At 71.5% G+C, this 20,168-nt stretch carries 18 protein-coding genes, 1 pseudogene and 1 riboswitch; of the genes and pseudogenes, 13 read left to right on the forward strand and 6 right to left on the reverse strand.

Annotated features, from left to right (window positions below; all coding sequences use genetic code 11):
• The first annotated feature begins 78 nt into the window (after positions 1-78).
• The gene (gene whiG, locus IAG43_RS23225) at positions 79-915 is read left to right on the forward strand and encodes an RNA polymerase sigma factor WhiG (protein WP_187742627.1); all 837 of its coding nucleotides are present in this window, start codon (positions 79-81) and stop codon (positions 913-915) included.
• 61 nt (positions 916-976) lie between these two features.
• Positions 977-1,534 carry a TetR/AcrR family transcriptional regulator gene (locus IAG43_RS23230; RefSeq protein ID WP_187744598.1) on the forward strand — a complete coding sequence of 186 codons (558 nt, stop codon included), beginning with the start codon at positions 977-979 and terminating at the stop codon, positions 1,532-1,534.
• Between the two features lie 265 nt (positions 1,535-1,799).
• Here IAG43_RS23230 and IAG43_RS23235 read toward each other — a convergent pair.
• Positions 1,800-2,408: pseudogene (locus IAG43_RS23235) on the reverse strand (peptidoglycan DD-metalloendopeptidase family protein); the annotation flags it as partial.
• A 140-nt stretch (positions 2,409-2,548) separates the two neighbouring features.
• Between IAG43_RS23235 and rpsB the strand changes: the two are divergent.
• The 9 genes from rpsB (at position 2,549) to IAG43_RS23280 (ending at position 12,341) form a co-directional block, all read left to right on the forward strand.
• A complete protein-coding gene (gene rpsB / locus IAG43_RS23240; protein WP_187742628.1) occupies positions 2,549-3,454 on the forward strand; it encodes a 30S ribosomal protein S2 in 906 nt (301 codons plus the stop codon).
• A 123-nt stretch (positions 3,455-3,577) separates the two neighbouring features.
• Entirely contained in the window at positions 3,578-4,414 is an 837-nt protein-coding gene (gene tsf / locus IAG43_RS23245; RefSeq protein WP_187742629.1) for a translation elongation factor Ts, read from the forward strand.
• Between the two features lie 158 nt (positions 4,415-4,572).
• Positions 4,573-5,337 carry a UMP kinase gene (pyrH, locus tag IAG43_RS23250; protein WP_187742630.1) on the forward strand — a complete coding sequence of 255 codons (765 nt, stop codon included), beginning with the start codon at positions 4,573-4,575 and terminating at the stop codon, positions 5,335-5,337.
• Between the two features lie 137 nt (positions 5,338-5,474).
• Positions 5,475-6,032, forward strand: coding sequence for a ribosome recycling factor (gene frr / locus IAG43_RS23255; RefSeq protein ID WP_147988355.1), 558 nt, complete (start codon positions 5,475-5,477; stop codon positions 6,030-6,032).
• A complete protein-coding gene (locus tag IAG43_RS23260) occupies positions 6,032-7,201 on the forward strand; it encodes a phosphatidate cytidylyltransferase (protein ID WP_187742631.1) in 1,170 nt (389 codons plus the stop codon). The genes frr and IAG43_RS23260 overlap by 1 nt, the downstream gene beginning before the upstream one ends.
• Before the next feature lie 79 nt (positions 7,202-7,280).
• Complete coding sequence (rlmN, locus tag IAG43_RS23265) at positions 7,281-8,387, forward strand: dual-specificity RNA methyltransferase RlmN (RefSeq protein WP_187742632.1); 1,107 nt, start codon at positions 7,281-7,283, stop codon at positions 8,385-8,387.
• Between the two features lie 77 nt (positions 8,388-8,464).
• Positions 8,465-8,569, forward strand: a riboswitch (TPP riboswitch).
• Positions 8,564-9,658: a thiamine ABC transporter substrate-binding protein gene (locus tag IAG43_RS23270; protein WP_187742633.1), complete on the forward strand. Its 1,095-nt coding sequence runs from the start codon at positions 8,564-8,566 to the stop codon at positions 9,656-9,658. (Overlaps the previous riboswitch by 6 nt.)
• A 38-nt stretch (positions 9,659-9,696) precedes the next feature.
• Positions 9,697-11,313 (forward strand): ABC transporter permease, encoded by a 1,617-nt coding sequence (locus IAG43_RS23275; protein ID WP_187742634.1) that lies wholly within the window; start codon positions 9,697-9,699, stop codon positions 11,311-11,313.
• Complete coding sequence (locus IAG43_RS23280) at positions 11,313-12,341, forward strand: ABC transporter ATP-binding protein (RefSeq protein ID WP_187742635.1); 1,029 nt, start codon at positions 11,313-11,315, stop codon at positions 12,339-12,341. Before IAG43_RS23275 ends, IAG43_RS23280 begins: the two co-directional genes overlap by 1 nt.
• Before the next feature lie 77 nt (positions 12,342-12,418).
• Here the strand turns inward: IAG43_RS23280 and IAG43_RS23285 are convergent, their stop codons facing one another.
• The 4 genes from IAG43_RS23285 to IAG43_RS23300 all read right to left on the reverse strand — a co-directional run bounded on the left by IAG43_RS23285 (position 12,419) and on the right by IAG43_RS23300 (position 16,364).
• On the reverse strand, positions 12,419-13,567 hold the full coding sequence (locus tag IAG43_RS23285) for a hypothetical protein (protein WP_187742636.1): 1,149 nt from the start codon (positions 13,565-13,567) through the stop codon (positions 12,419-12,421).
• Positions 13,549-14,277, reverse strand: coding sequence for an ABC transporter ATP-binding protein (locus tag IAG43_RS23290; protein WP_187742637.1), 729 nt, complete (start codon positions 14,275-14,277; stop codon positions 13,549-13,551). Before IAG43_RS23290 ends, IAG43_RS23285 begins: the two co-directional genes overlap by 19 nt.
• 216 nt (positions 14,278-14,493) lie before the next feature.
• Positions 14,494-15,882: an aspartate aminotransferase family protein gene (locus IAG43_RS23295; protein ID WP_187742638.1), complete on the reverse strand. Its 1,389-nt coding sequence runs from the start codon at positions 15,880-15,882 to the stop codon at positions 14,494-14,496.
• Positions 15,867-16,364, reverse strand: a complete 498-nt coding sequence (locus IAG43_RS23300; protein WP_187742639.1) for an Lrp/AsnC family transcriptional regulator — start codon at positions 16,362-16,364, stop codon at positions 15,867-15,869. The genes IAG43_RS23295 and IAG43_RS23300 overlap by 16 nt, the downstream gene beginning before the upstream one ends.
• A 181-nt stretch (positions 16,365-16,545) precedes the next feature.
• Between IAG43_RS23300 and IAG43_RS23305 the strand changes: the two genes are divergently transcribed.
• Both IAG43_RS23305 and IAG43_RS23310 read left to right on the forward strand, forming a co-directional pair.
• Positions 16,546-17,985, forward strand: a complete 1,440-nt coding sequence (locus tag IAG43_RS23305) for a gamma-aminobutyraldehyde dehydrogenase (RefSeq protein ID WP_187742640.1) — start codon at positions 16,546-16,548, stop codon at positions 17,983-17,985.
• Between the two features lie 256 nt (positions 17,986-18,241).
• Positions 18,242-18,787: a hypothetical protein gene (locus IAG43_RS23310; protein WP_187742641.1), complete on the forward strand. Its 546-nt coding sequence runs from the start codon at positions 18,242-18,244 to the stop codon at positions 18,785-18,787.
• Positions 18,788-18,803: 16 nt separating this feature from the next.
• Here IAG43_RS23310 and IAG43_RS23315 read toward each other — a convergent pair whose 3' ends face one another.
• Positions 18,804-20,006, reverse strand: coding sequence for a serine hydrolase domain-containing protein (locus IAG43_RS23315; RefSeq protein WP_187742642.1), 1,203 nt, complete (start codon positions 20,004-20,006; stop codon positions 18,804-18,806).
• Positions 20,007-20,168 lie beyond the last annotated feature (162 nt).

The raw sequence follows: 20,168 nt of genomic DNA on the forward strand, positions 1-20,168 counted from the left end.
CAGTCACGCTACGCTCGCAAGGTTCCGGCCTCGGCCGCCCTCCCCGCCCCCTCACAGCAGAACGGCTCAAGGCAACGCATGCCCCAGCACACGTCCGGGTCTGACCGCGCGGCAGCGCCACCCGCGGCCCGTGGCACCGTGCGGCCATCGGCTCCCTCCTCGCTCGAGGAGCTGTGGCGGTCGTACAAGGCCACGGGCGACGAGCGGCTGAGGGAGCAGCTGATCCTGCACTACTCCCCGCTGGTCAAGTACGTGGCGGGCCGGGTCAGCGTGGGGCTGCCGTCCAACGTGGAGCAGGCGGACTTCGTCTCCTCCGGAGTCTTCGGACTGATCGACGCCATCGAGAAGTTCGACGTCGAGCGGTCGATCAAGTTCGAGACGTACGCGATCACCCGCATCCGCGGCGCGATGATCGACGAACTGCGGGCGCTCGACTGGATCCCGCGGTCCGTGCGGCAGAAGGCCCGTGCGGTCGAGCGCGCGTACGCCACCCTGGAGGCGCAACTGCGCCGTACTCCGTCCGAGACGGAGGTGGCCGCCGAGATGGACGTCACGGTCGAGGAACTCCACTCGGTTTTCAGCCAGTTGTCGCTCGCCAACGTGGTCGCCCTGGAAGAGCTGCTCCACGTCGGCGGCGAAGGAGGCGACCGGCTCAGCCTGATGGACACCCTGGAGGACACCGCCGCCGACAATCCCGTCGAGGTCGCCGAGGACCGGGAACTGCGCAGGCTCCTCGCCCGGGCCATCAACACCCTCCCCGACAGGGAGAAGACGGTGGTGACCCTCTACTACTACGAGGGGCTCACCCTCGCGGAGATCGGCCATGTGCTGGGAGTCACCGAGAGCAGGGTGAGCCAGATCCACACCAAGTCGGTCCTGCAGCTCCGCGCCAAGCTGGCCGACGTGGGACGCTGACGCCCCGGGACGGCCGCCGCATCCGTAGAGTGGGGGGGTGCCCAGGATTCGAGCGGCCTCCGTGGCCGAGCACCGGACGATGCAGCGAGGCGCCCTGCTGGACGCCGCGCGCTCTCTCCTGTCCGAAGGCGGCACCGAGGCGCTGACCTTCCCCGCGCTCGCCGAGCGCACGGGGCTCGCCCGGTCGTCCGTCTACGAGTACTTCCGCTCCCGTGCGGCAGTGGTCGAAGAGCTGTGCGCGGTGGACTTCCCCGTGTGGGCGGCCGAGATCGAAGGCGCCATGGACCTGGCCGGCTCCCCCGAGGCCAAGGTCGAGGCGTATGTGCGCCGCCAGCTGGAACTCGTCGGCGACCGCCGCCACCGGGCCGTCGTCGCGATCTCCGCGAGCGAACTGGACGCCGGCGCCCGCGAGAAGATCCGCGCCGCCCACGGAGCCCTGATCGCCATGATCGTGGAGGCCCTGGCCGAGCTGGGGCAGGCGGAACCGCGCCTGTCCGCCATGCTGCTCCAGGGCATGGTCGACGCCGCGGTCCGCCGCATCGAACTGGGCGCCGCAGAGGATCCCTCCGCCATCGCCGACGCCACCGTCGCGATGGCGCTGCGCGGCGTCCGCGGCTGACGCGCGCGGGACGGGGGCGTCCGGGGCCGGCGGTACGCAGCGCGCGGTGCGCCGCACCCGCGGTCACCAGCAGCAGCCCCGCGTGCACCGCCTCCACGGGCGCCGCCGGGCCGCCGGCGGCCGGTGCCGGGCCGAGCGGCACCGAGAACACCGGCAGCAGCCGCGAGGGTCCGCGCCGCAGCAGCGCGGCGGGGAGCGGCGACAGCGGATCCAGGTAGGCGTCCCCGCGCCGCAGTCCCCAGTGCAGGCACGCCCCGGGGCAGTGGCCTGCGGCGCCGCCCGGCGGCCCGCCGTCGAGGGTGGCGACGACCTGCCCCGCCGTCACCGTGTCGCCCTCCGCGACCAGGGCCGTCACCGGTTCGTACGTCGTGCGCAGCGGCGGGTCCCCCGTACCGGTGAGAGCGATGCTGAGCACTCCGCGCCCCGCCACCGCGCCCGCGAACGACACCCGCCCGTCGGCCGCGGCGCGCACCGGGGAGCCGGGGGCCGCGGCGAGATCGACACCCCGGTGGCCCGCCCCGTACGGCGACGCCGGGGGATCCCAGCCCCTCACGACCACGGGACGCGGTGCGCCGCCGACCGGCCAGCCGTACCCGCCGCCGGCCTGATCCGCCCGTGCGGGGACGGCGCACAGGGCGAGCAGCAGCAGGGCCGCCGCGACCGGCAGCCGGAGGGTCCGGGCCAGCGCCCGGGGGCGGTCGGGGCGTGGTGCGGCGGGCGCGGGGCGCCGGTGCCGCACGGAGAGTGCGCGGTTCATGGCGCAACGATGACTCCGGCGGCCCGCCGCGAGTGGATCATGGTCCGGATCTGTGGACAACCGGCTCGTTGTGGACAGCGGCGTCACCCGGGGCTCCCGGGGTCCCGTACACTTCATCTGGCGATCCGGGTCACCGGGTCGACTTCGCACGCCCCGCCACCGGACCCTTCACGGTCGGTGGCCGCGCTCCTCGGTCCTTCTGTGGCACGGCGCGTCGGGGCGTCAGGACACAACCGAGAACCCAAGGAGATACGGCCATGGCCGTCGTCACGATGCGGGAGCTGCTGGAGAGCGGCGTCCACTTCGGTCACCAGACCCGTCGCTGGAACCCGAAGATGAAGCGCTTCATCTTCACCGAGCGCAACGGCATCTACATCATCGACCTGCTCCAGTCGCTGTCGTACATCGACCGCGCCTACGAGTTCGTCAAGGAGACCGTCGCGCACGGCGGCTCCATCATGTTCGTCGGTACGAAGAAGCAGGCCCAGGAGGCCATCGCCGAGCAGGCGACGCGCGTCGGCATGCCCTACGTCAACCAGCGCTGGCTGGGCGGCATGCTCACCAACTTCTCGACCGTCTACAAGCGTCTGCAGCGCCTCAAGGAGCTCGAGCAGATCGACTTCGAGGACGTGGCCGCCTCCGGCCTCACCAAGAAGGAGCTGCTGGTCCTCTCTCGCGAGAAGGCCAAGCTCGAGAAGACCCTCGGCGGCATCCGCGAGATGCAGAAGGTGCCGAGCGCCGTCTGGATCGTCGACACCAAGAAGGAGCACATCGCCGTCGGTGAGGCGCGCAAGCTCCACATCCCGGTCGTCGCGATCCTCGACACCAACTGCGACCCCGACGAGGTCGACTACAAGATCCCGGGCAACGACGACGCGATCCGCTCCGTCACCCTGCTCACCCGCGTGATCGCCGACGCCGTCGCCGAGGGCCTCATCGCCCGCTCCGGCGTGGCCACCGGCGACTCGAAGCCGGGCGAGAAGGCCGCGGGCGAGCCGCTGGCCGAGTGGGAGCGTGACCTGCTCGAGGGTGAGAAGAAGGCCGACGACGCCGCGGAGAAGCCGGCCGACGCCCCGGCCGCCGAGGCGCCCGCCGCCGAGGCCGCGGAGGCCCCGGCCGCCGACGCCGCGGAGGCTCCGGCCGCCGACGCCGAGCAGGCCTGAACCACGGCCTGACCTGCACAGGTTCGGTTGACGACGGCGGGGGCCCGGTGGCCCCCGCCGTCCACCCGTAGATCTTCCCGATCTTCGTAGATCTTTCAGACTTCGAGAGAGAAACCCAGACTCATGGCGAACTACACCGCCGCTGACGTCAAGAAGCTCCGCGAGCTCACCGGCGCCGGCATGATGGACTGCAAGAAGGCCCTGGACGAGGCCGACGGCAACGTCGACAAGGCCGTCGAGGCCCTGCGCATCAAGGGCCAGAAGGGCGTCGCCAAGCGCGAGGGCCGCTCCGCCGAGAACGGCGCCGTGGTCTCCCTCATCGCCGGTGACAACTCCTCCGGTGTCATCCTCGAGCTGAAGTGCGAGACGGACTTCGTCGCCAAGGGCGACAAGTTCCAGGCCGTCGCCAACGCGCTGGCCGAGCACGTCGCCAAGACGGCCCCCGCCGACATCGAGGCGCTCCTCGCCTCCGAGATCGAGGCCGGCAAGACCGTCCAGGCGTACGTCGACGAGGCCAACGCCAACCTCGGCGAGAAGATCGTCCTGGACCGCTTCGCGCAGTTCGCCGACGGCTACGTCTCCGCGTACATGCACCGCACCATGCCCGACCTGCCCCCGCAGATCGGTGTTCTCGTCGAGCTCGACAAGGAGAACGCCGAGATCGCCAAGGGCGTCGCGCAGCACATCGCCGCCTTCGCGCCGAAGTACCTGTCCCGCGAGGACGTCCCGGCCGAGGTCGTCGAGACCGAGCGCCGCGTCGCCGAGGAGACCACCCGCGCCGAGGGCAAGCCCGAGGCCGCCCTCCCGAAGATCGTCGAGGGCCGGGTCAACGGCTTCTTCAAGGAGGCCACCCTCCTCGGCCAGCCCTACGCGCTGGACAACAAGAAGACGGTCCAGCAGATCCTGGACGAGGCCGGAGTCGCCCTCAAGCGCTTCAGCCGCATCAAGGTCGGCATCTGAGTCCGTACGCCACGGACACCGGACCCCGGTAGGGTCTGAAGCAGTCGTCCGCGTCCGCGCCGGGCGACCGCAGATCTGACGAGGAGGCCATTGCCGTACGGGAAACCGCAAGGACCCCAGGGCAATGGCCTTCTTCGTATGTGCACGAGGAGATCTCCATGAATCAGGACGCCGCAAAGGGCGACGACAACCACGGCAAGAAGGCCGGCCGCTTCATGCTGAAGCTGTCCGGAGAGGCGTTCGCCGGCGGCGGGGGCCTGGGGGTGGACCCCGACGTCGTACACGCCATCGCACGTGAGATCGCGGCGGTCGTACGCGACGGCGCAGAGATCGCGGTCGTGATCGGCGGCGGGAACTTCTTCCGCGGCGCCGAACTCCAGCAGCGGGGCATGGACCGGGCGCGCTCCGACTACATGGGCATGCTCGGCACGGTCATGAACTGCCTCGCCCTCCAGGACTTCCTGGAGAAGGAGGGCATCGACTCCCGCGTCCAGACCGCCATCACGATGGGCCAGGTCGCGGAGCCGTACATCCCGCTGCGCGCCGTGCGCCACCTGGAGAAGGGCCGTGTCGTCATCTTCGGCGCGGGCATGGGCATGCCCTACTTCTCCACCGACACCACCGCCGCCCAGCGCGCCCTGGAGATCGACGCCGAGGCTCTGCTGATGGGCAAGAACGGTGTCGACGGGGTCTACGACTCCGACCCCAAGGCCAACCCCGACGCAGTGAAGTTCGACGCGCTCGGCTACGGCGAGGTGATCACCCGGGACCTCAAGGTCGCCGACGCCACCGCGATCACGCTCTGCCGCGACAACGCCCTGCCGATCCTCGTCTTCGAGCTCCTCGCCGAGGGCAACATCGCCCGGGCCGTCAACGGTGAGAAGATCGGCACGCTCGTGAGCGACCGGGGCACCCGGGCCTGACCGGGGCGCTCCCGGGGCCGCACCCCGGGGGATGGACAAAGTCCTGCCGGTCGGACACCGTGCAGGGAACACGCGACGCAGGTTCCGACGGACCGGGTCCGATGCCGGGCCCAACTCAAGACACGCAGGAGCAAGTGGTGATCGAAGAGACCCTCCTCGAGGCCGAGGAGAAGATGGAGAAGGCCGTCCTGGTCGCCAAGGATGACTTCGCCGCGATCCGCACCGGACGTGCGCACCCGGCGATGTTCAACAAGATCGTGGCGGACTACTACGGTGCCCTGACCCCGATCAACCAGCTGGCCTCGTTCTCGGTGCCGGAGCCCCGGATGGCCGTGGTCACGCCGTTCGACAAGACCGCGCTGCGCAACATCGAGCAGGCGATCCGCGACTCCGACCTCGGCGTCAACCCGAGCAACGACGGCAACATCATCCGCGTGGTCTTCCCCGAGCTCACGCAGGACCGCCGCAAGGAGTTCATCAAGGTCGCCAAGACCAAGGGCGAGGACGCCAAGATCTCCATCCGCGCCGTGCGCCGCAAGGCCAAGGAGACCATCGACAAGCTGATCAAGGACGGCGAGGTCGGCGAGGACGAGGGCCGCCGCGCGGAGAAGGAGCTCGACGACACCACCGCGAAGTACGTCGCGCAGGTGGACGAGCTGCTCAAGCACAAGGAAGCCGAGCTGCTCGAGGTCTGATGAACGACTCTTCCTGGGGGGCCTCGCCCGGCGCGGGATACGCCGGTGCATGGCCACCGCCCGACCAGGGGCCCCTCCCGGCGGGTCCTGCCCACGATGGGCGCGGGGCACAGCAGACTCGGCCCATGCCCATCGTGCCGGACTTTCCCGACGCAGGTAGAGACGCCCAGTCCGCTCCAGGCCCCGCCGGCCGAGCCGGCCGCGAGGTCCCCGACGGGGGTGCCGCACGGCTCGGCGGCCCTCTGTTCCGCGACGAGAATCCGCAGGAGCCCATGTCCACCCCGCCGTCCGCCCCCGCGCCGCAGCCGACGCATGCCGCGCCGCGGCCGGCGTCCTCTCCGCAGCCTCCGAAGAAGCGGGCCGGCCGCGATCTCCGGGCGGCCATAGGGGTGGGCGTCGGCCTCGGCGCGGTGATCGTGCTGTCGCTGTTCTTCGTGAAGGCCGTGTTCGTCGGCGTGATAGCGGTCGCCGTCGTCGTCGGTCTGTGGGAGCTGACCTCCCGCCTCCAGGAGCGCAAGCAGATCAAGGCGCCCCTGGTACCGCTGGCCGTCGGCGGTGCCGCCATGGTGGTCGCCGGCTATCTGCGCGGCGCCGAGGGCGCCTGGGTGGCGATGGCGCTGACCGCTCTGGCCGTGCTGGTCTGGCGGATGACCGAGCCGCCCGAGGGCTACCTGAGGGACGTCACGGCCGGTGTCTTCGCCGCCTTCTACGTGCCGTTCCTCGCGACGTTCGTGTCGATGATGCTGAGCGCGGACGACGGGCCCGAGCGCGTCCTCACCTTCCTGGTGCTCACCGTCGTCAGCGACACGGGCGCCTACGCGGTGGGCTGGCGCTTCGGCAAGCACAAGCTGGCCCCGCGCATCAGCCCCGGGAAGACCCGCGAGGGGCTGCTGGGCGCGGTCGGGTTCGCCATGGCCGCGGGCGTGCTGTGCATGCAGTTCCTGGTCGACGGCGGCACCTGGTGGCAGGGGCTGCTGCTGGGCCTGGCGGTCGCCGCCACCGCCACCCTCGGCGACCTCGGCGAGTCCATGATCAAGCGCGACCTGGGCATCAAGGACATGGGTTCCCTGCTTCCCGGGCACGGCGGCATCATGGACCGGCTGGACTCGCTGCTGCCGACCGCCCCGGTGGTGTGGCTGCTGCTGGTGCTCTTCCTCGGAAGCGGCTGACCTGCGGTTCCTCCGGTGAGGGCCCGTCGTCCACAGGGCGGCGGGCCCTCATCCGTATCTCTGCGACACTGGTAGCACCATGCCCAAGCCCGGAGAACTCACTTTCGTCGCGCCCCGCGGAGCCAAGCAGCCCCCGCGGCACCTCGCCGACCTCACGCCCGCCGAGCGCAAGGAGGCCGTCGCCGCCATCGGCGAGAAGCCGTTCCGCGCCAAGCAGCTGTCCCAGCACTACTTCGCGCGGTACGCCCACGACCCCGCGCAGTGGACGGACATCCCCGCCGCCGCCCGCGAGAAGCTCGCGGGCGAGCTGCTGCCCGATCTGATGTCGGTCGTGCGGCACATCTCGTGCGACGACGACACCACCCGCAAGACGCTGTGGCGGCTGCACGACGGCACGCTCGTCGAATCCGTGCTGATGCGCTACCCGGACCGGGTCACCATGTGCATCTCCTCGCAGGCGGGCTGCGGGATGAACTGCCCGTTCTGCGCCACCGGCCAGGCCGGGCTCGACCGGAACCTCTCGACCGCCGAGATCGTGCACCAGATCGTGGACGGCATGCGCGCCCTGCGCGACGGCGAGGTCCCCGGCGGCCCCGCCCGCCTGTCGAACATCGTCTTCATGGGCATGGGCGAACCACTGGCCAACTACAAGCGGGTCGTCGGCGCCATCCGCCGCCTGACCGACCCGGAGCCCGACGGACTGGGCCTGTCCCAGCGCGGGATCACCGTCTCCACGGTCGGCCTGGTCCCGGCGATGCTCCGCTTCGCCGACGAGGGCTTCAAGTGCCGTCTCGCCGTCTCGCTGCACGCGCCGGACGACGAACTGCGCGACACGCTGGTGCCGGTCAACACCCGCTGGAAGGTGCGCGAGGTCCTCGACGCGGCCTGGGAGTACGCGGAGAAGTCCGGCCGCCGGATCTCCATCGAGTACGCCCTGATCCGCGACATCAACGACCAGGCGTGGCGCGGCGATCTGCTCGGCCGCCTGCTCAAGGGCAAGCGCGTCCACGTGAACCTCATCCCGCTCAACCCGACCCCCGGCTCCAAGTGGACGGCGTCCCGGCCGGAGGACGAGAAGGCCTTCGTCGAGGCCATCGCCGCCCACGGGGTGCCGGTCACCGTCCGGGACACCCGCGGTCAGGAGATCGACGGGGCCTGCGGGCAGCTGGCCGCGCAGGAGCGGTGACCGGAGGGCCGCCCGCCACGGCTGGTACTGTGCCCGTGCATTCGCACAGATGAGCGTGTGCACCGAAGAACAACGAAACATTCCGACAGGGGAGCGCACAGAGCGCTGAGAGTGCGGCCCGGCCGCAGACCCTCGGACCTGATCCGGGTCATACCGGCGTAGGGAGTCAGCACCACATGAACAGCCAGCTTCGCCGTGCCGTCGCCATGGCGGCCGTCTCCGCCCTCGGCGTCACCGCCCTCGCCGCCTGCGGCGGCGGATCAGACGGCGGGAAGAGCGACGGGACGGCCTCCAAGACGGTCACCCTCGTCAGCCACGACTCCTTCGCGGTGTCCGACACCGTGCTCAAGGCGTTCACCGAGCAGACCGGCTACACGGTCAAGGTGCTCAAGAGCGGGGACGCCGGCACGGCGCTCAACAAGGAGATCCTCACCAAGGGATCCCCGCAGGGCGACGTCTTCTTCGGCGTGGACAACACCCTGCTCTCCCGCGCCCTCGACAACGACCTGTTCACGCCGTACGAGGCCAAGGGCCTCGACCGGGTCGCCGACGAGGTGCAGCTGGACGCGGAGAAGCACCGCGTCACCCCCGTCGACACCGGCGACATCTGCGTCAACTACGACAGGAAGTACTTCGCGGAGAAGAAGCTCGCGCCGCCGAAGACCTTCGCCGACCTGGCGAAGCCCGCCTACAAGGACCTGCTCGTCGTGGAGAACGCCGCCACCTCGTCGCCCGGACTCGGCTTCCTGCTCGGCACCGTCGGCACATTCGGCGAGGCTGGCTGGCAGGACTACTGGAAGAAGCTCGAGGCCAACGGCGTCAAGGTCGTCGACGGCTGGGAGCAGGCGTACAACGAGGAGTTCTCGGGCTCGGCCGGCGGGAAGAAGGCCGGCGCGGACCGGCCGCTCGTCGTCTCCTACGCCTCCAGCCCGCCCGTCGAGGTCCTCTACGCCGAGCCGCAGCCCGACGAGGCGCCGACCGGCGTCGCCACCGGCACCTGCTTCCGCCAGATCGAGTTCGCCGGACTGCTCCAGGGCGCGAAGAACGAGGCGGGCGGCAAGGCGCTGCTCGACTTCCTGATCGGCGACGCCTTCCAGGAGGACATGCCGCTCAACATGTTCGTCAACCCGGTGGTCGAGGGCGCGAAGCTGCCCGAGCTGTTCACGAAGCACGGCGCGGTCGTGGACGAGCCCGCGACGGTCGCTCCCGCGACGATCGCCGACAAGCGTGAGCAGTGGGTCCGCTCGTGGTCCTCGCTCGTCGTGAAGTAGCGGCGCCGTCGCGCGGCAACGCGGCGCGGTTCGTCCTGATGGCCGGGCCCGTCGCGTTCTTCGCCGTCTTCTTCGCCTACCCGGTGGCCGCCATCGTCGGCCGCGGCCTGCACGACGGCGGGACCTGGCAGTTCGGCCGGATCGCCGAGGTGGCCGGACGGCCGGAGATCCTGCGGGTGCTGTGGTTCACCACCTGGCAGGCGCTCGCCTCCACCGCGCTCACCCTGCTGATCGCCCTGCCGGGGGCCTACGTCCTCGCCCGCTTCGACTTCCCCGGCAGGCGGCTGCTGCGCGCGGTGGTGACGGTGCCGTTCGTGCTGCCGACCGTGGTCGTCGGCACCGCCTTCCTCGCCCTGATCGGCCGCGGCGGGCTGCTCGACGAGCTGTGGGGCGTGCGGCTCGACACCACGGTCTGGGCGATCCTGCTGGCCCATGTGTTCTTCAACTACGCGGTGGTCGTCCGCACCGTCGGAGGACTGTGGTCGCAGCTCGACCCCCGCCAGGAGGAAGCGGCCCGGGTCCTGGGGGCGGGCCGCTTCACGGCGTGGCGGCGGGTCACCCTGCCCGCGCTCGTTCCGTCGCTGGCGGCGGCCGCGCTGATGGTCTTCCTGTTCACCTTCACCTCGTTCGGCGTGGTGCAGATCCTCGGCGGCCCCGCCTTCTCCACGCTGGAGGTGGAGATCTACCGGCAGACCGCCGACCTGCTCGACCTGCCGACGGCCGCCGTGCTGACCCTGATCCAGTTCGCCGCCGTCGGACTGGTCCTCGCCGTGCACGCCCGGACGGTGCGCCGCGGGGAGAGCACGCTCCGCCTCGTCGACCCGTCCCGTACGGCGCGACGGCCGCGCGGAGCCGGCCAGTGGACCCTCCTCGGAAGCGTGGTCGCGACGGTGCTCGTCCTGCTCGTCGCCCCGCTCGCGGTGCTCGCCGAGCGGTCCTTCGACACCCCCGGCGGCTACGGCCTCGACTACTACCGGGCGCTCACGGTCGTCGACTCCCGGGGCGCCACGTTCCTCGTCCCGCCCGTCGAGGCGATCCGCAACTCCCTGGAGTACGCGGCCGCCGCGACCGCGGTCTCCGTCCTCGTCGGCTCACTCGCCGCGGCGGCGCTGACCCGGCGGGCCGGCCGGCTGACCCGCGGCTTCGACGCGCTGCTGATGCTGCCCCTCGGGGTGTCCGCCGTCACCGTCGGCTTCGGCTTCCTCATCGCGCTCGACGAACCGCCTCTGGACCTGCGCACCTCGTGGATCCTGGTGCCTCTCGCCCAGGCCCTGGTGGGAATCCCGTTCGTCGTCCGCATCATGCTGCCGGTGCTGCGCGCCGTGGACACGCGGCTGCGCGAGGCCGCGTCCGTGCTCGGCGCCTCGCCGCTGCGCGCGTGGCGCGAGGTCGATCTGCCGCTGGTGCGCAGGGCGCTCCTGGTGGCCGCGGGCTTCGCGTTCGCCGTCTCGCTGGGCGAGTTCGGCGCCACGGTCTTCATCGCCCGGCCCGACAACCCCACCCTGCCCGTCGCGGTGGCCAGGCTGCTGGGCCGGCCCGGCGAGCTGAACTACGGGCAGGCGATGGCCCTGTCCACCGTGCTGATGGCGGTCTGCGCGGCGGCGCTGCTCGCCCTCGAACGCATCCGTCCCGACAAGACCTCCGGGGAGTTCTGATGGCGCTGCTGCAACTGGAGGGCGTCACCGTACGGTTCGGGGAGCGGGCCGCGCTCGACCGGGTGGACCTCGCGGTGGCGGAGCACGAGATCGTCTGCGTCCTCGGACCGAGCGGCAGCGGCAAGTCCACCCTGCTGCGGGTGGTCGCGGGGCTCCAGGCCGCGGACGAGGGGCGCGTGCTGCTCGACGGGTCGGACCGCACCCGGGTGCCGGCGCACCGGCGCGGGGTGGGCCTGATGTTCCAGGACCACCAGCTCTTCCCGCAGCGCGACGTCGCGGGGAACGTCGCGTTCGGGCTGCGGATGCACAAGGTGGCGGCGGCCGAGCGGAGCCGCCGCACCGGGGAACTGCTGGACCTGGTCGGACTGCCCGGCGCGGAGCGGCGGTCCGTCGCCTCCCTGTCCGGCGGTGAGCAGCAGCGGGTCGCGCTGGCCAGGGCACTGGCGCCGGAGCCCCGGCTGCTGATGCTCGACGAGCCGCTGGGCCAGCTCGACCGGGGGCTGCGCGAGCGGCTCGTCGTCGAACTGCGCGGTCTGTTCGGGAGGCTGGGCACGACGGTCCTGGCCGTGACGCACGACCAGGGCGAGGCGTTCGCCCTGGCGGACCGGGTGGTCGTCATGCGGGACGGACGGGTCGCCCAGGCGGGGACACCGCTGGAGGTGTGGCAGCGCCCGTCGTCGGAGTTCGTCGCGCGCTTCCTCGGCTTCGACAACGTGGTGCCCGCCACCGTCACGGGCGCCGCGGCCGCCACCGCGTGGGGCAAGGTCCCCGTCCCCGACGGCGCGCCGCAGGGGGAGCGCACCCTGCTCGTGCGGCCGTCGGGCGTGCGGCTCGCCTCCCGCGGCGAGGGCCTCGCCGCGGTCGTGGAGTCGATGACCTTCCGCGGCAGCCGGGTGGCCGTACGGCTGCGGCCGGGCGACGGGCCCGTGCTGGAGGCCGAGTGCCCCCTGCGGGACGCTCCCGCCGAGGGCGCCGGCGTCTCAGTGGTGTTCGACCCCGAGGACGTCGTCGTCCTGGACGGCCCCTGAGCCGCCCTCGACGGGGCGGCCGGGCCGTGCCGTTCAGCCCTTGAGCCGCCCTCGACGGGGCGGCCGGGCCGTGCCGTTCAGCCCTTGAGCGGCGCGGCGGCGAGCGAGGCGACCAGCCAGGTGAGCGGCGCGAACACCACCAGCAGGGCCACCACCCTGAGCACGGCCGCCTTGCGCAGTGCCGGGGGCGGGCTGCCGATCCGCAGCAGGGCTTCGGTGACGCCGGCCCGGGAGCGCCTGGCCTCCAGTACCGCGGTCAGCAGTGCGGTCGTCGTGCAGGTCACGACGAGCACCGCCCCGAGCACGGTCAGCGGCCCCCACGGGCGCGGTACGCCCCCGTACACGGCGAACGCCGCCACCGCTCCCGAGCCGACGGCGCACACCACGCCGAGCGGGCGGCCCACCCGGCGGGCCTCCTGCATGAGGATCCGGCCCGCGAGCAGCCGGGTCGCGCCCGGCCTGAACGCCTGGAGCAGCCGGCCGCACAGATGGGTCAGCGCGGGACCCGCCAGCCAGAGGCCCGCCGCGGTGAGCGCCCAGCCCGCCAGTACTCCGCCCGGGTGGTCCGCGGCCTGCCCGGGCAGCGGCACCGCCGTGCCCGCGGTCCGGCCGCCCGCGTACGTCTCCACGGCGAGCCCGGCCGCGACGAGCGCGACGCCCCAGGGCAGCCCGGACGGCTGGGACGCGGGGGCGCCGTCCTCGTCGTCCGCCGCCTCGTGGCCGGGGCGCAGTGCCACGGCCGCCGCAATGGTGGCCGCCAGGGGCACGAGGGCCAGCAGGGTGAGCGCGGCGCCCAGCGGAAGCGATTCCTCTGCGGCCAGCAGGTCGGCGGCGGCGCCGTCGAACGGCAGTCCGCTGATGTCGCCCCGCAGATGCAGGAAGAACAGCAGCGCGAGGGCGCTGCCCAGGGTCGCGGCGACGGCCGTGGTCACCGCGGCCGTCGCGCTGAGCCTGGCGGGGCCGAGACCGACGGCGGACAGGCCCGAGCGCGGGTGGGTCCCGGGGTCGCTGCGGGCGACGGACACGGCGAAGTACACCGTGGCGGCCAGGGGGACCAGGCACCACAGCAGGCGCAGCGTGGCGGCCCGGGAGTCGGCCGGGTGGGACAGCGCGTACGTCAGTGCGCACAGCAGCAGGAAGCCGACTCCCGCCGACGCCGCGGCGACCATCAGACGGCGCAGCTGCACCAGGGGGTGCGCGCCACGGGCTAGACGGAGAGCGAGCACGCGGCCCGGCCTTCCGTGTCGTCGACCGTCGCCGTGCCGGTGCGGCGGCCGTCGCTGAAGGTGATCACCCGGTCCGCGACCGTCGCCGTGTCCGGGTCGTGGGTGGCGAGGACCATGGTGATGCGGTGCGAGCGCACGGCCGTGGTGACCGTGCGCAGGACGTGTGCCGCGTCCTTGGCGTGCAGGGTGGCGGTGGGCTCGTCGGCGAAGAGCACCGACGGGGTGGTGACCAGGGCGCGGGCCACGGCGACGCGCTGCTGCTCGGCGCGGAGCAGGAGGTGCGGGCGCTTCTGGGCGGCCGCGCCGATGTCCAGCCGCTCCATCCACTCCAGGGCGGTGGCCTTCGCCGCCCGGCGGGGGACACCGCTCAGGAGCAGCGGCAGGGCCGCGTTCTCCCAGGCCTTCAGTTCGGGGACGAGCACCGGCTCGGGGTCGATCCAGCCGAACCGGTCACGGCGCATTCGTTCGCGCTGCAGCGGAGGCATCGTGTGCACGGGGGAGCTGTTGAACCAGACCTCGCCCTGCTGGGGGACGAGCTGGCCGGAGAGGCAGCGCAGCAGGGTGGTCTTGCCGCTGCCGCGTGCGCCGCACACGGCGAGGATCTCGCCCTCCCGCACTCCGAGCGAGACGCCGACGAGCGCCGGCGTGCCGCGGTGGGCGTGGTGCAGCGAGCGAGCCCAGATCACATCGTTGTCCGGCGGGGCGACCATGCGTACTCCTCGGTTCTGATCAGATTTCCGGACCCCCGTACGGGGGAACGAAGACAGGGCCGATCGGTCACTGGGCACGCTAGGGAGTCAGCGGCGGCGTCCGGGGAAGCACGCGGCCCGGGTGCCGTCCATCTCACTCGGATGGATGCACCCGGGCCGTGTGCCGGGACGCGCGGGGGAGGCCGGGCCCGGGGAGGGGAGCCCGGCCGGGCGCCGCTACAGCTTGGTCCAGGCCTCCGTCAGGACCGAGCGCAGGATCTGCTCGATCTCGTCGAAGGTCCGCTGGTCGGAGATGAGCGGCGGGGCCAGCTGGACGACCGGGTCGCCGCGGTCGTCGGCCCGGCAGTAGAGGCCTGCGTCGAAGAGCGCCTTGGAGAGGAACCCGTACAGGACGCGCTCGGTCTCCTCCTCGTCGAAGGACTCCTTGGTGTGCTTGTCCTTGACGAGCTCGATGCCGTAGAAGTAGCCGTTGCCCCGGACGTCGCCGACGATCGGCAGGTCGTGCAGCTTCTCCAGCGTGGCGCGGAAGGCGTCCTCGTTGTCGAGGACGTGCTGGTTCAGCTTCTCCTTCTCGAACAGGTCGAGGTTGGCGATGCCGACCGCGGCCGACACCGGGTGGCCGCCGAAGGTGTAGCCGTGGAGGAAGGTGTTGTCGCCGCGGTAGAACGGCTCCGCCAGCCGGTCCGAGACGATGCAGGCGCCGATCGGGGAGTAGCCCGAGGTCATGCCCTTGGCGCAGGTGATCATGTCCGGCACGTAGCCGAACTTGTCGCAGGCGAACATGGTGCCCAGGCGGCCGAAGGCGCAGATGACCTCGTCGGACACGAGCAGGACGTCGTACTGGTCGCAGATCTCGCGGACCCGCTGGAAGTAGCCGGGCGGGGGCGGGAAGCAGCCGCCCGCGTTCTGCACGGGCTCCAGGAAGACGGCGGCCACGGTGTCGGGGCCCTCGAACAGGATCTGCTGCTCGATCTGGTCGGCGGCCCAGCGGCCGAAGGCCTCCGGGTCGTCGCCGTGGAGCGGTGCGCGGTAGATGTTGGTGTTCGGCACCTTGTGCGCGCCGGGGACCAGCGGCTCGAAGGGCGCCTTCAGGCCGGGCAGGCCGGTGATGGAGAGGGCTCCCTGCGGGGTGCCGTGGTAGGCGACGGCGCGGGAGATGACCTTGTACTTGGTGGGCTTGCCGGTCAGCTTGAAGTACTGCTTGGCCAGCTTCCAGGCCGTCTCCACCGCCTCGCCGCCGCCGGTGGTGAAGAAGACCTTGTTGAGGTCGCCGGGAGCGTGGTGGGCGATGCGCTCCGCGAGCTCGACCGCCTTGGGGTGCGCGTAGGACCAGACCGGGAAGAAGGCCAGCTCCTGGGCCTGCTTGTAGGCCGTCTCGGCGAGCTCGTGCCGGCCGTGTCCCGCCTGCACCACGAAGAGGCCGGCCAGGCCGTCGAGGTAGCGCTTGCCCTTGTCGTCGAAGATGTAGGTGCCCTCACCACGGACGATGGTGGGCACGGGTGCGTTCTCGTACGACGACATGCGGGTGAAGTGCATCCACAGGTGGTCGTAGGCGGACTTGGAGAGGTCGCTGCGGTCCTTGCTCACGGCTATCGGGTTCCCCACATATAGGTCTGCTTCTTGAGCTTGAGGTAGACGAAGCTCTCGGTGGAGCGCACGCCGGGGAGCGCGCGGATCCGCTTGTTGATCACTTCGAGCAGGTGGTCGTCGTCCTCGCAGACGATCTCCACCATCAGATCGAACGAGCCCGCGGTCATCACCACGTACTCGCATTCGGCCATGGCCGTGAGCGCGTCCGCAACCGGATCCAGGTCGCCCTCGACCGTGATGCCGACCATCGCCTGGCGCCGCAGACCCACGGTGAGCGGGTCGGTCACGGCGACGATCTGCATGACGCCCTGGTCGAGGAGTTTCTGGACGCGCTGCCGGACGGCCGCCTCGGAGAGGCCCACGGCCTTGCCTATCGCGGCGTAGGGACGGCGACCGTCCTCCTGGAGCTGCTCGATGATCGCGAGGGATACGGCGTCGATCGTCGGCGACGATCCGCCGCCGCTCCCGTTCCTGATGTCTGCGCTACGGCTGGCCACGAGCTCACTCTGCACCGGTACTCGTCGGTCTGGCAAGTCTTGAGCGATGAAATTCGTCGTTGAAGGCGCTCGTTCGTACTGAATCCGAAGTTGGCGAGGGTCGGGCCTGTTGAAAACGTCGGAGAACGGACTAGGGTGGACTGTCTCACCCATCGGACATCTGACAGGAGGGGTGGCAACAGTGACCACCGAGCTGCGTCGTCTGCGCAACTACATCAACGGGGAGTTCAAGGACGCCGCCGACGGCCGGACGATCGACGTCGTGAACCCTGCCACCGGTGAGGTCTACGCGACGTCGCCGCTGTCCGGCCAGGCCGACGTGGACGCGGCCATGGATGCTGCGGCGGCCGCCTTCCCCGCCTGGCGCGACACCACGCCGGCCGAGCGCCAGAAGGTGCTGCTGAAGATCGCCGACGCCTTCGAGGAGCGTGCCGAGGAGCTGATCGCCGCCGAGTCGGAGAACACGGGCAAGCCCCTGGAGCTCACCCGCACCGAGGAGATTCCTCCGATGGTGGACCAGATCCGCTTCTTCGCGGGTGCCGCGCGGATGCTGGAGGGCCGCTCCGCGGGCGAGTACATGGAGGGCCTGACCTCCATCGTCCGCCGTGAGCCGGTCGGCGTCTGCGCGCAGGTCGCGCCGTGGAACTACCCGATGATGATGGCGGTGTGGAAGTTCGCGCCGGCGCTGGCCGCGGGCAACACCGTGGTGCTGAAGCCGTCCGACACCACCCCCGCCTCCACGGTCCTGATCGCGGAGATCATCGGCGCCATCGCGCCCAAGGGCGTCTTCAACGTCGTCTGCGGCGACCGGACCACCGGCAGCCTGATGGTGGAGCACCCGACCCCCGCGATGGCCTCCATCACCGGGTCCGTACGCGCCGGAATCCAGGTCGCGGCCTCGGCTGCCAAGGACGTCAAGCGCGTCCACCTGGAGCTGGGCGGCAAGGCGCCGGTCGTCGTCTTCGAGGACACCGACATCGCCAAGGCCGTCGAGGACATCTCGGTGGCGGGCTTCTTCAACGCCGGCCAGGACTGCACGGCCGCGACCCGGGTCCTGGTGCACGAGTCCATCCACGACGAGTTCGTGGCGGCGCTCGCCAAGGCCGCTTCCGAGACGAAGACCGGCGCGCCGGACGACGAGGACGTGCTCTACGGCCCGCTGAACAACGCCAACCAGCTGGCCCAGGTCAGCGGCTTCATCGACCGTCTCCCGGCGCACGCCAAGGTCGAGGCGGGCGGGCAGCGCGTCGGCGACAAGGGCTTCTTCTACGCGGCCACCGTCGTCTCCGGCCTGAAGCAGGACGACGAGATCATCCAGAACGAGGTCTTCGGCCCGGTGATCACCGTCCAGTCCTTCGCCGACGAGGCGCAGGCCCTGGAGTGGGCGAACGGAGTCGAGTACGCCCTCGCCTCCTCGGTCTGGACGAAGGACCACGCCCGGGCGATGCGGATGTCCAAGGCCCTGGACTTCGGCTGCGTCTGGATCAACACCCACATCCCGCTGGTGGCCGAGATGCCGCACGGCGGCTTCAAGAAGTCCGGCTACGGCAAGGACCTCTCGGCCTACGGCTTCGACGACTACACCCGGATCAAGCACGTCATGACGTCGCTCGACGGCTGAGCTCCGGAGCCGGCCGGGCCGGCCGGGTCGGCCCGGCCGGCGCGCGGTGCGGCCCGTGACAGGCGGGGCGGGGGCGGGAAGCCCCCGCCTCGCCTGTCGTGCGTCCGGGGCGGGGCGCGTACGCGGGCCGCCCGTACCGCTCTTGATGCCTGCCCCGCCCATGACGCATACGCCCGCCCGTGACGCCTGCGCCGCTCGTGAAGCAGCGTGGCGAACCCACTTTTGAACACGTTCACATCTGGCGTAGAGTCAGGGCATGAGCGAGCGGCAAGCCCTCGTGCGGGGGATACGTGTCTGGCTGGTCTTCTTCGTCGTCTGCCTGGTGCTGAGCGGTGCCACGGCCTTTCCGCTGGTCACCGAGATGCGCTGGCTGGAGCGGTTGTTGAGCTCCCCGGCGTCGCCGGTGCCGGAGCACCTGCCGGGACTCATGGAGTGGGTGGCGAAGGTCCGCGAAGGTCTCGAAGCCACCGACGAGCGGTATCCGTTCGTCCTGTACGGGACGGACTGGCTCGCCTTCGCCCACCTGGTGATCGCCGTCGCCTTCTACGGTCCCTACCGTGATCCGGTACGCAACATCTGGGTGATCGAGTTCGGGATGATCGCGTGCGCGGGCATCATCCCGCTCGCGCTGATCTGCGGGCCCCTGCGGGGCATTCCCTTCTGGTGGTCGGTCATCGACATGTCCTTCGGGGTGTTCGGGGTGATCCCGCTCCAGATCGTCCGGCGGAGGATCAAGCGCCTGGAGGCGCTGGGGGAGGCGGCACCCGGGCCGGCCCCCGCCGCGGCCGCCGCGGGCGCCTGAGCCCCCGCTACGGTTGTCATCCCTCGTCGGGCGCGCCGAAAGTGCCCGTGATCAGCTCCATCACCACCGCACTGCGCTCCTGGCCCTTGGCGTCGGTCGAGTTGACGCTGTAGACCAGCGTGGTCGTCAGATCACGGGTGCCGCCCATGCCCGCGTTGTACCCCCAGCGGCCGCCCGTCTTGCCCCACACGTCACGGCCGCCGAGGCGCCAGTGCGTCAGACCCACGCTGTAACTCGCCGTGCCCTCCGCCAGGCGCGGGAGGGTGAACATCTCCTCCAGCAGGGGGCCGCGCACCACACGGCCGCTGAACAGGGCCCGGGTGAAGCGCTCCAGATCGGCGGTCGTCGAGATGATGTCGCCCGCGGCCCAGCCGTCCGTCACACTCCAGACGCTCACATCCCGCAGTTCGGTGGAGCCGTCGGGGAGGCCGAATATCTGGTAACCCCGGTTGTGGGGGCCCTGGATGCGCGGACTGCGCCCCGGGAGGTAGGTGTCGTGCAGGCCGAGGGGGCGCAGGATCCGCTCGGTGACCCGCTCCTCGTAGCTGTCGCCCGTGACGCGCTCGATCAGCAGACCCGCGATCGTGTAGCCGATGTTGAGGTAGTGCTGCCGTGCACCGGGCGCGAACTCGGGCTCCTTGGACGTCGCCGAGCGGACCATGGCACGGGGGTCGTGCAGCACGAAGCGGTTCCCGTACCACTCCTCGACCGTGGAGCCGGGGAAGTCGGGGGCCGGTATGCCGCTGGTGTGGTCGAGCAACTGGCGCACGGTGACACCCTCGTAGGCCGCCGGAACGAGATCCGGGAGGTAGGCCCGGACCGGACGGTCGAGCTCGACGGCGCCCTCGCTCGCGAGCTGGAGCACGGCGGCCGCGGTGAAGACCTTGGTCACCGAACCGGCGCGGAAGCGCGCGCCGGGATCGGCCGGGCGACCGGACCGCAGGTCGTGCACCCCTCCGCTGCCGTGCCATCTGCTGTCCCCGCCGACCCGGACGAGCGCCGCCGTGGCGCCGGAGCCCGCCGGATCGCGCACGGAGGCCACCGCCGCCCTCAGGACGCCGAAGTCAGGGGTGGACCGGGCGGATGCTCCGGGGGCGTCCGGGTGCCGGGCCGCGACCGGGACGGCGGACGCGGGGGAGTGGGCGGTGGCGGGGAGGACGGACATCCCCGTGACGAGGCCGGCGGCGAGTGCGACGGCGGCGGCGGTGCGAACCTTCATGACGGTCCTCCGGGAGACGGCGGCACCGGCGGACCCGTGACGCGATCCGGGAGCGGTGCCGTGCGATGTCGTGGTGACACCTCCATCCTGCTGATCCGCGGCCGCCCGCGGATCGCCGGAGCGAGCGGTCTTCACCCCGTCAGTTCCTCGCCCGCGCGGGGG

Source organism: Streptomyces genisteinicus (assembly GCF_014489615.1).
Taxonomy (GTDB): Bacteria; Actinomycetota; Actinomycetes; order Streptomycetales; family Streptomycetaceae; genus Streptomyces; species Streptomyces genisteinicus.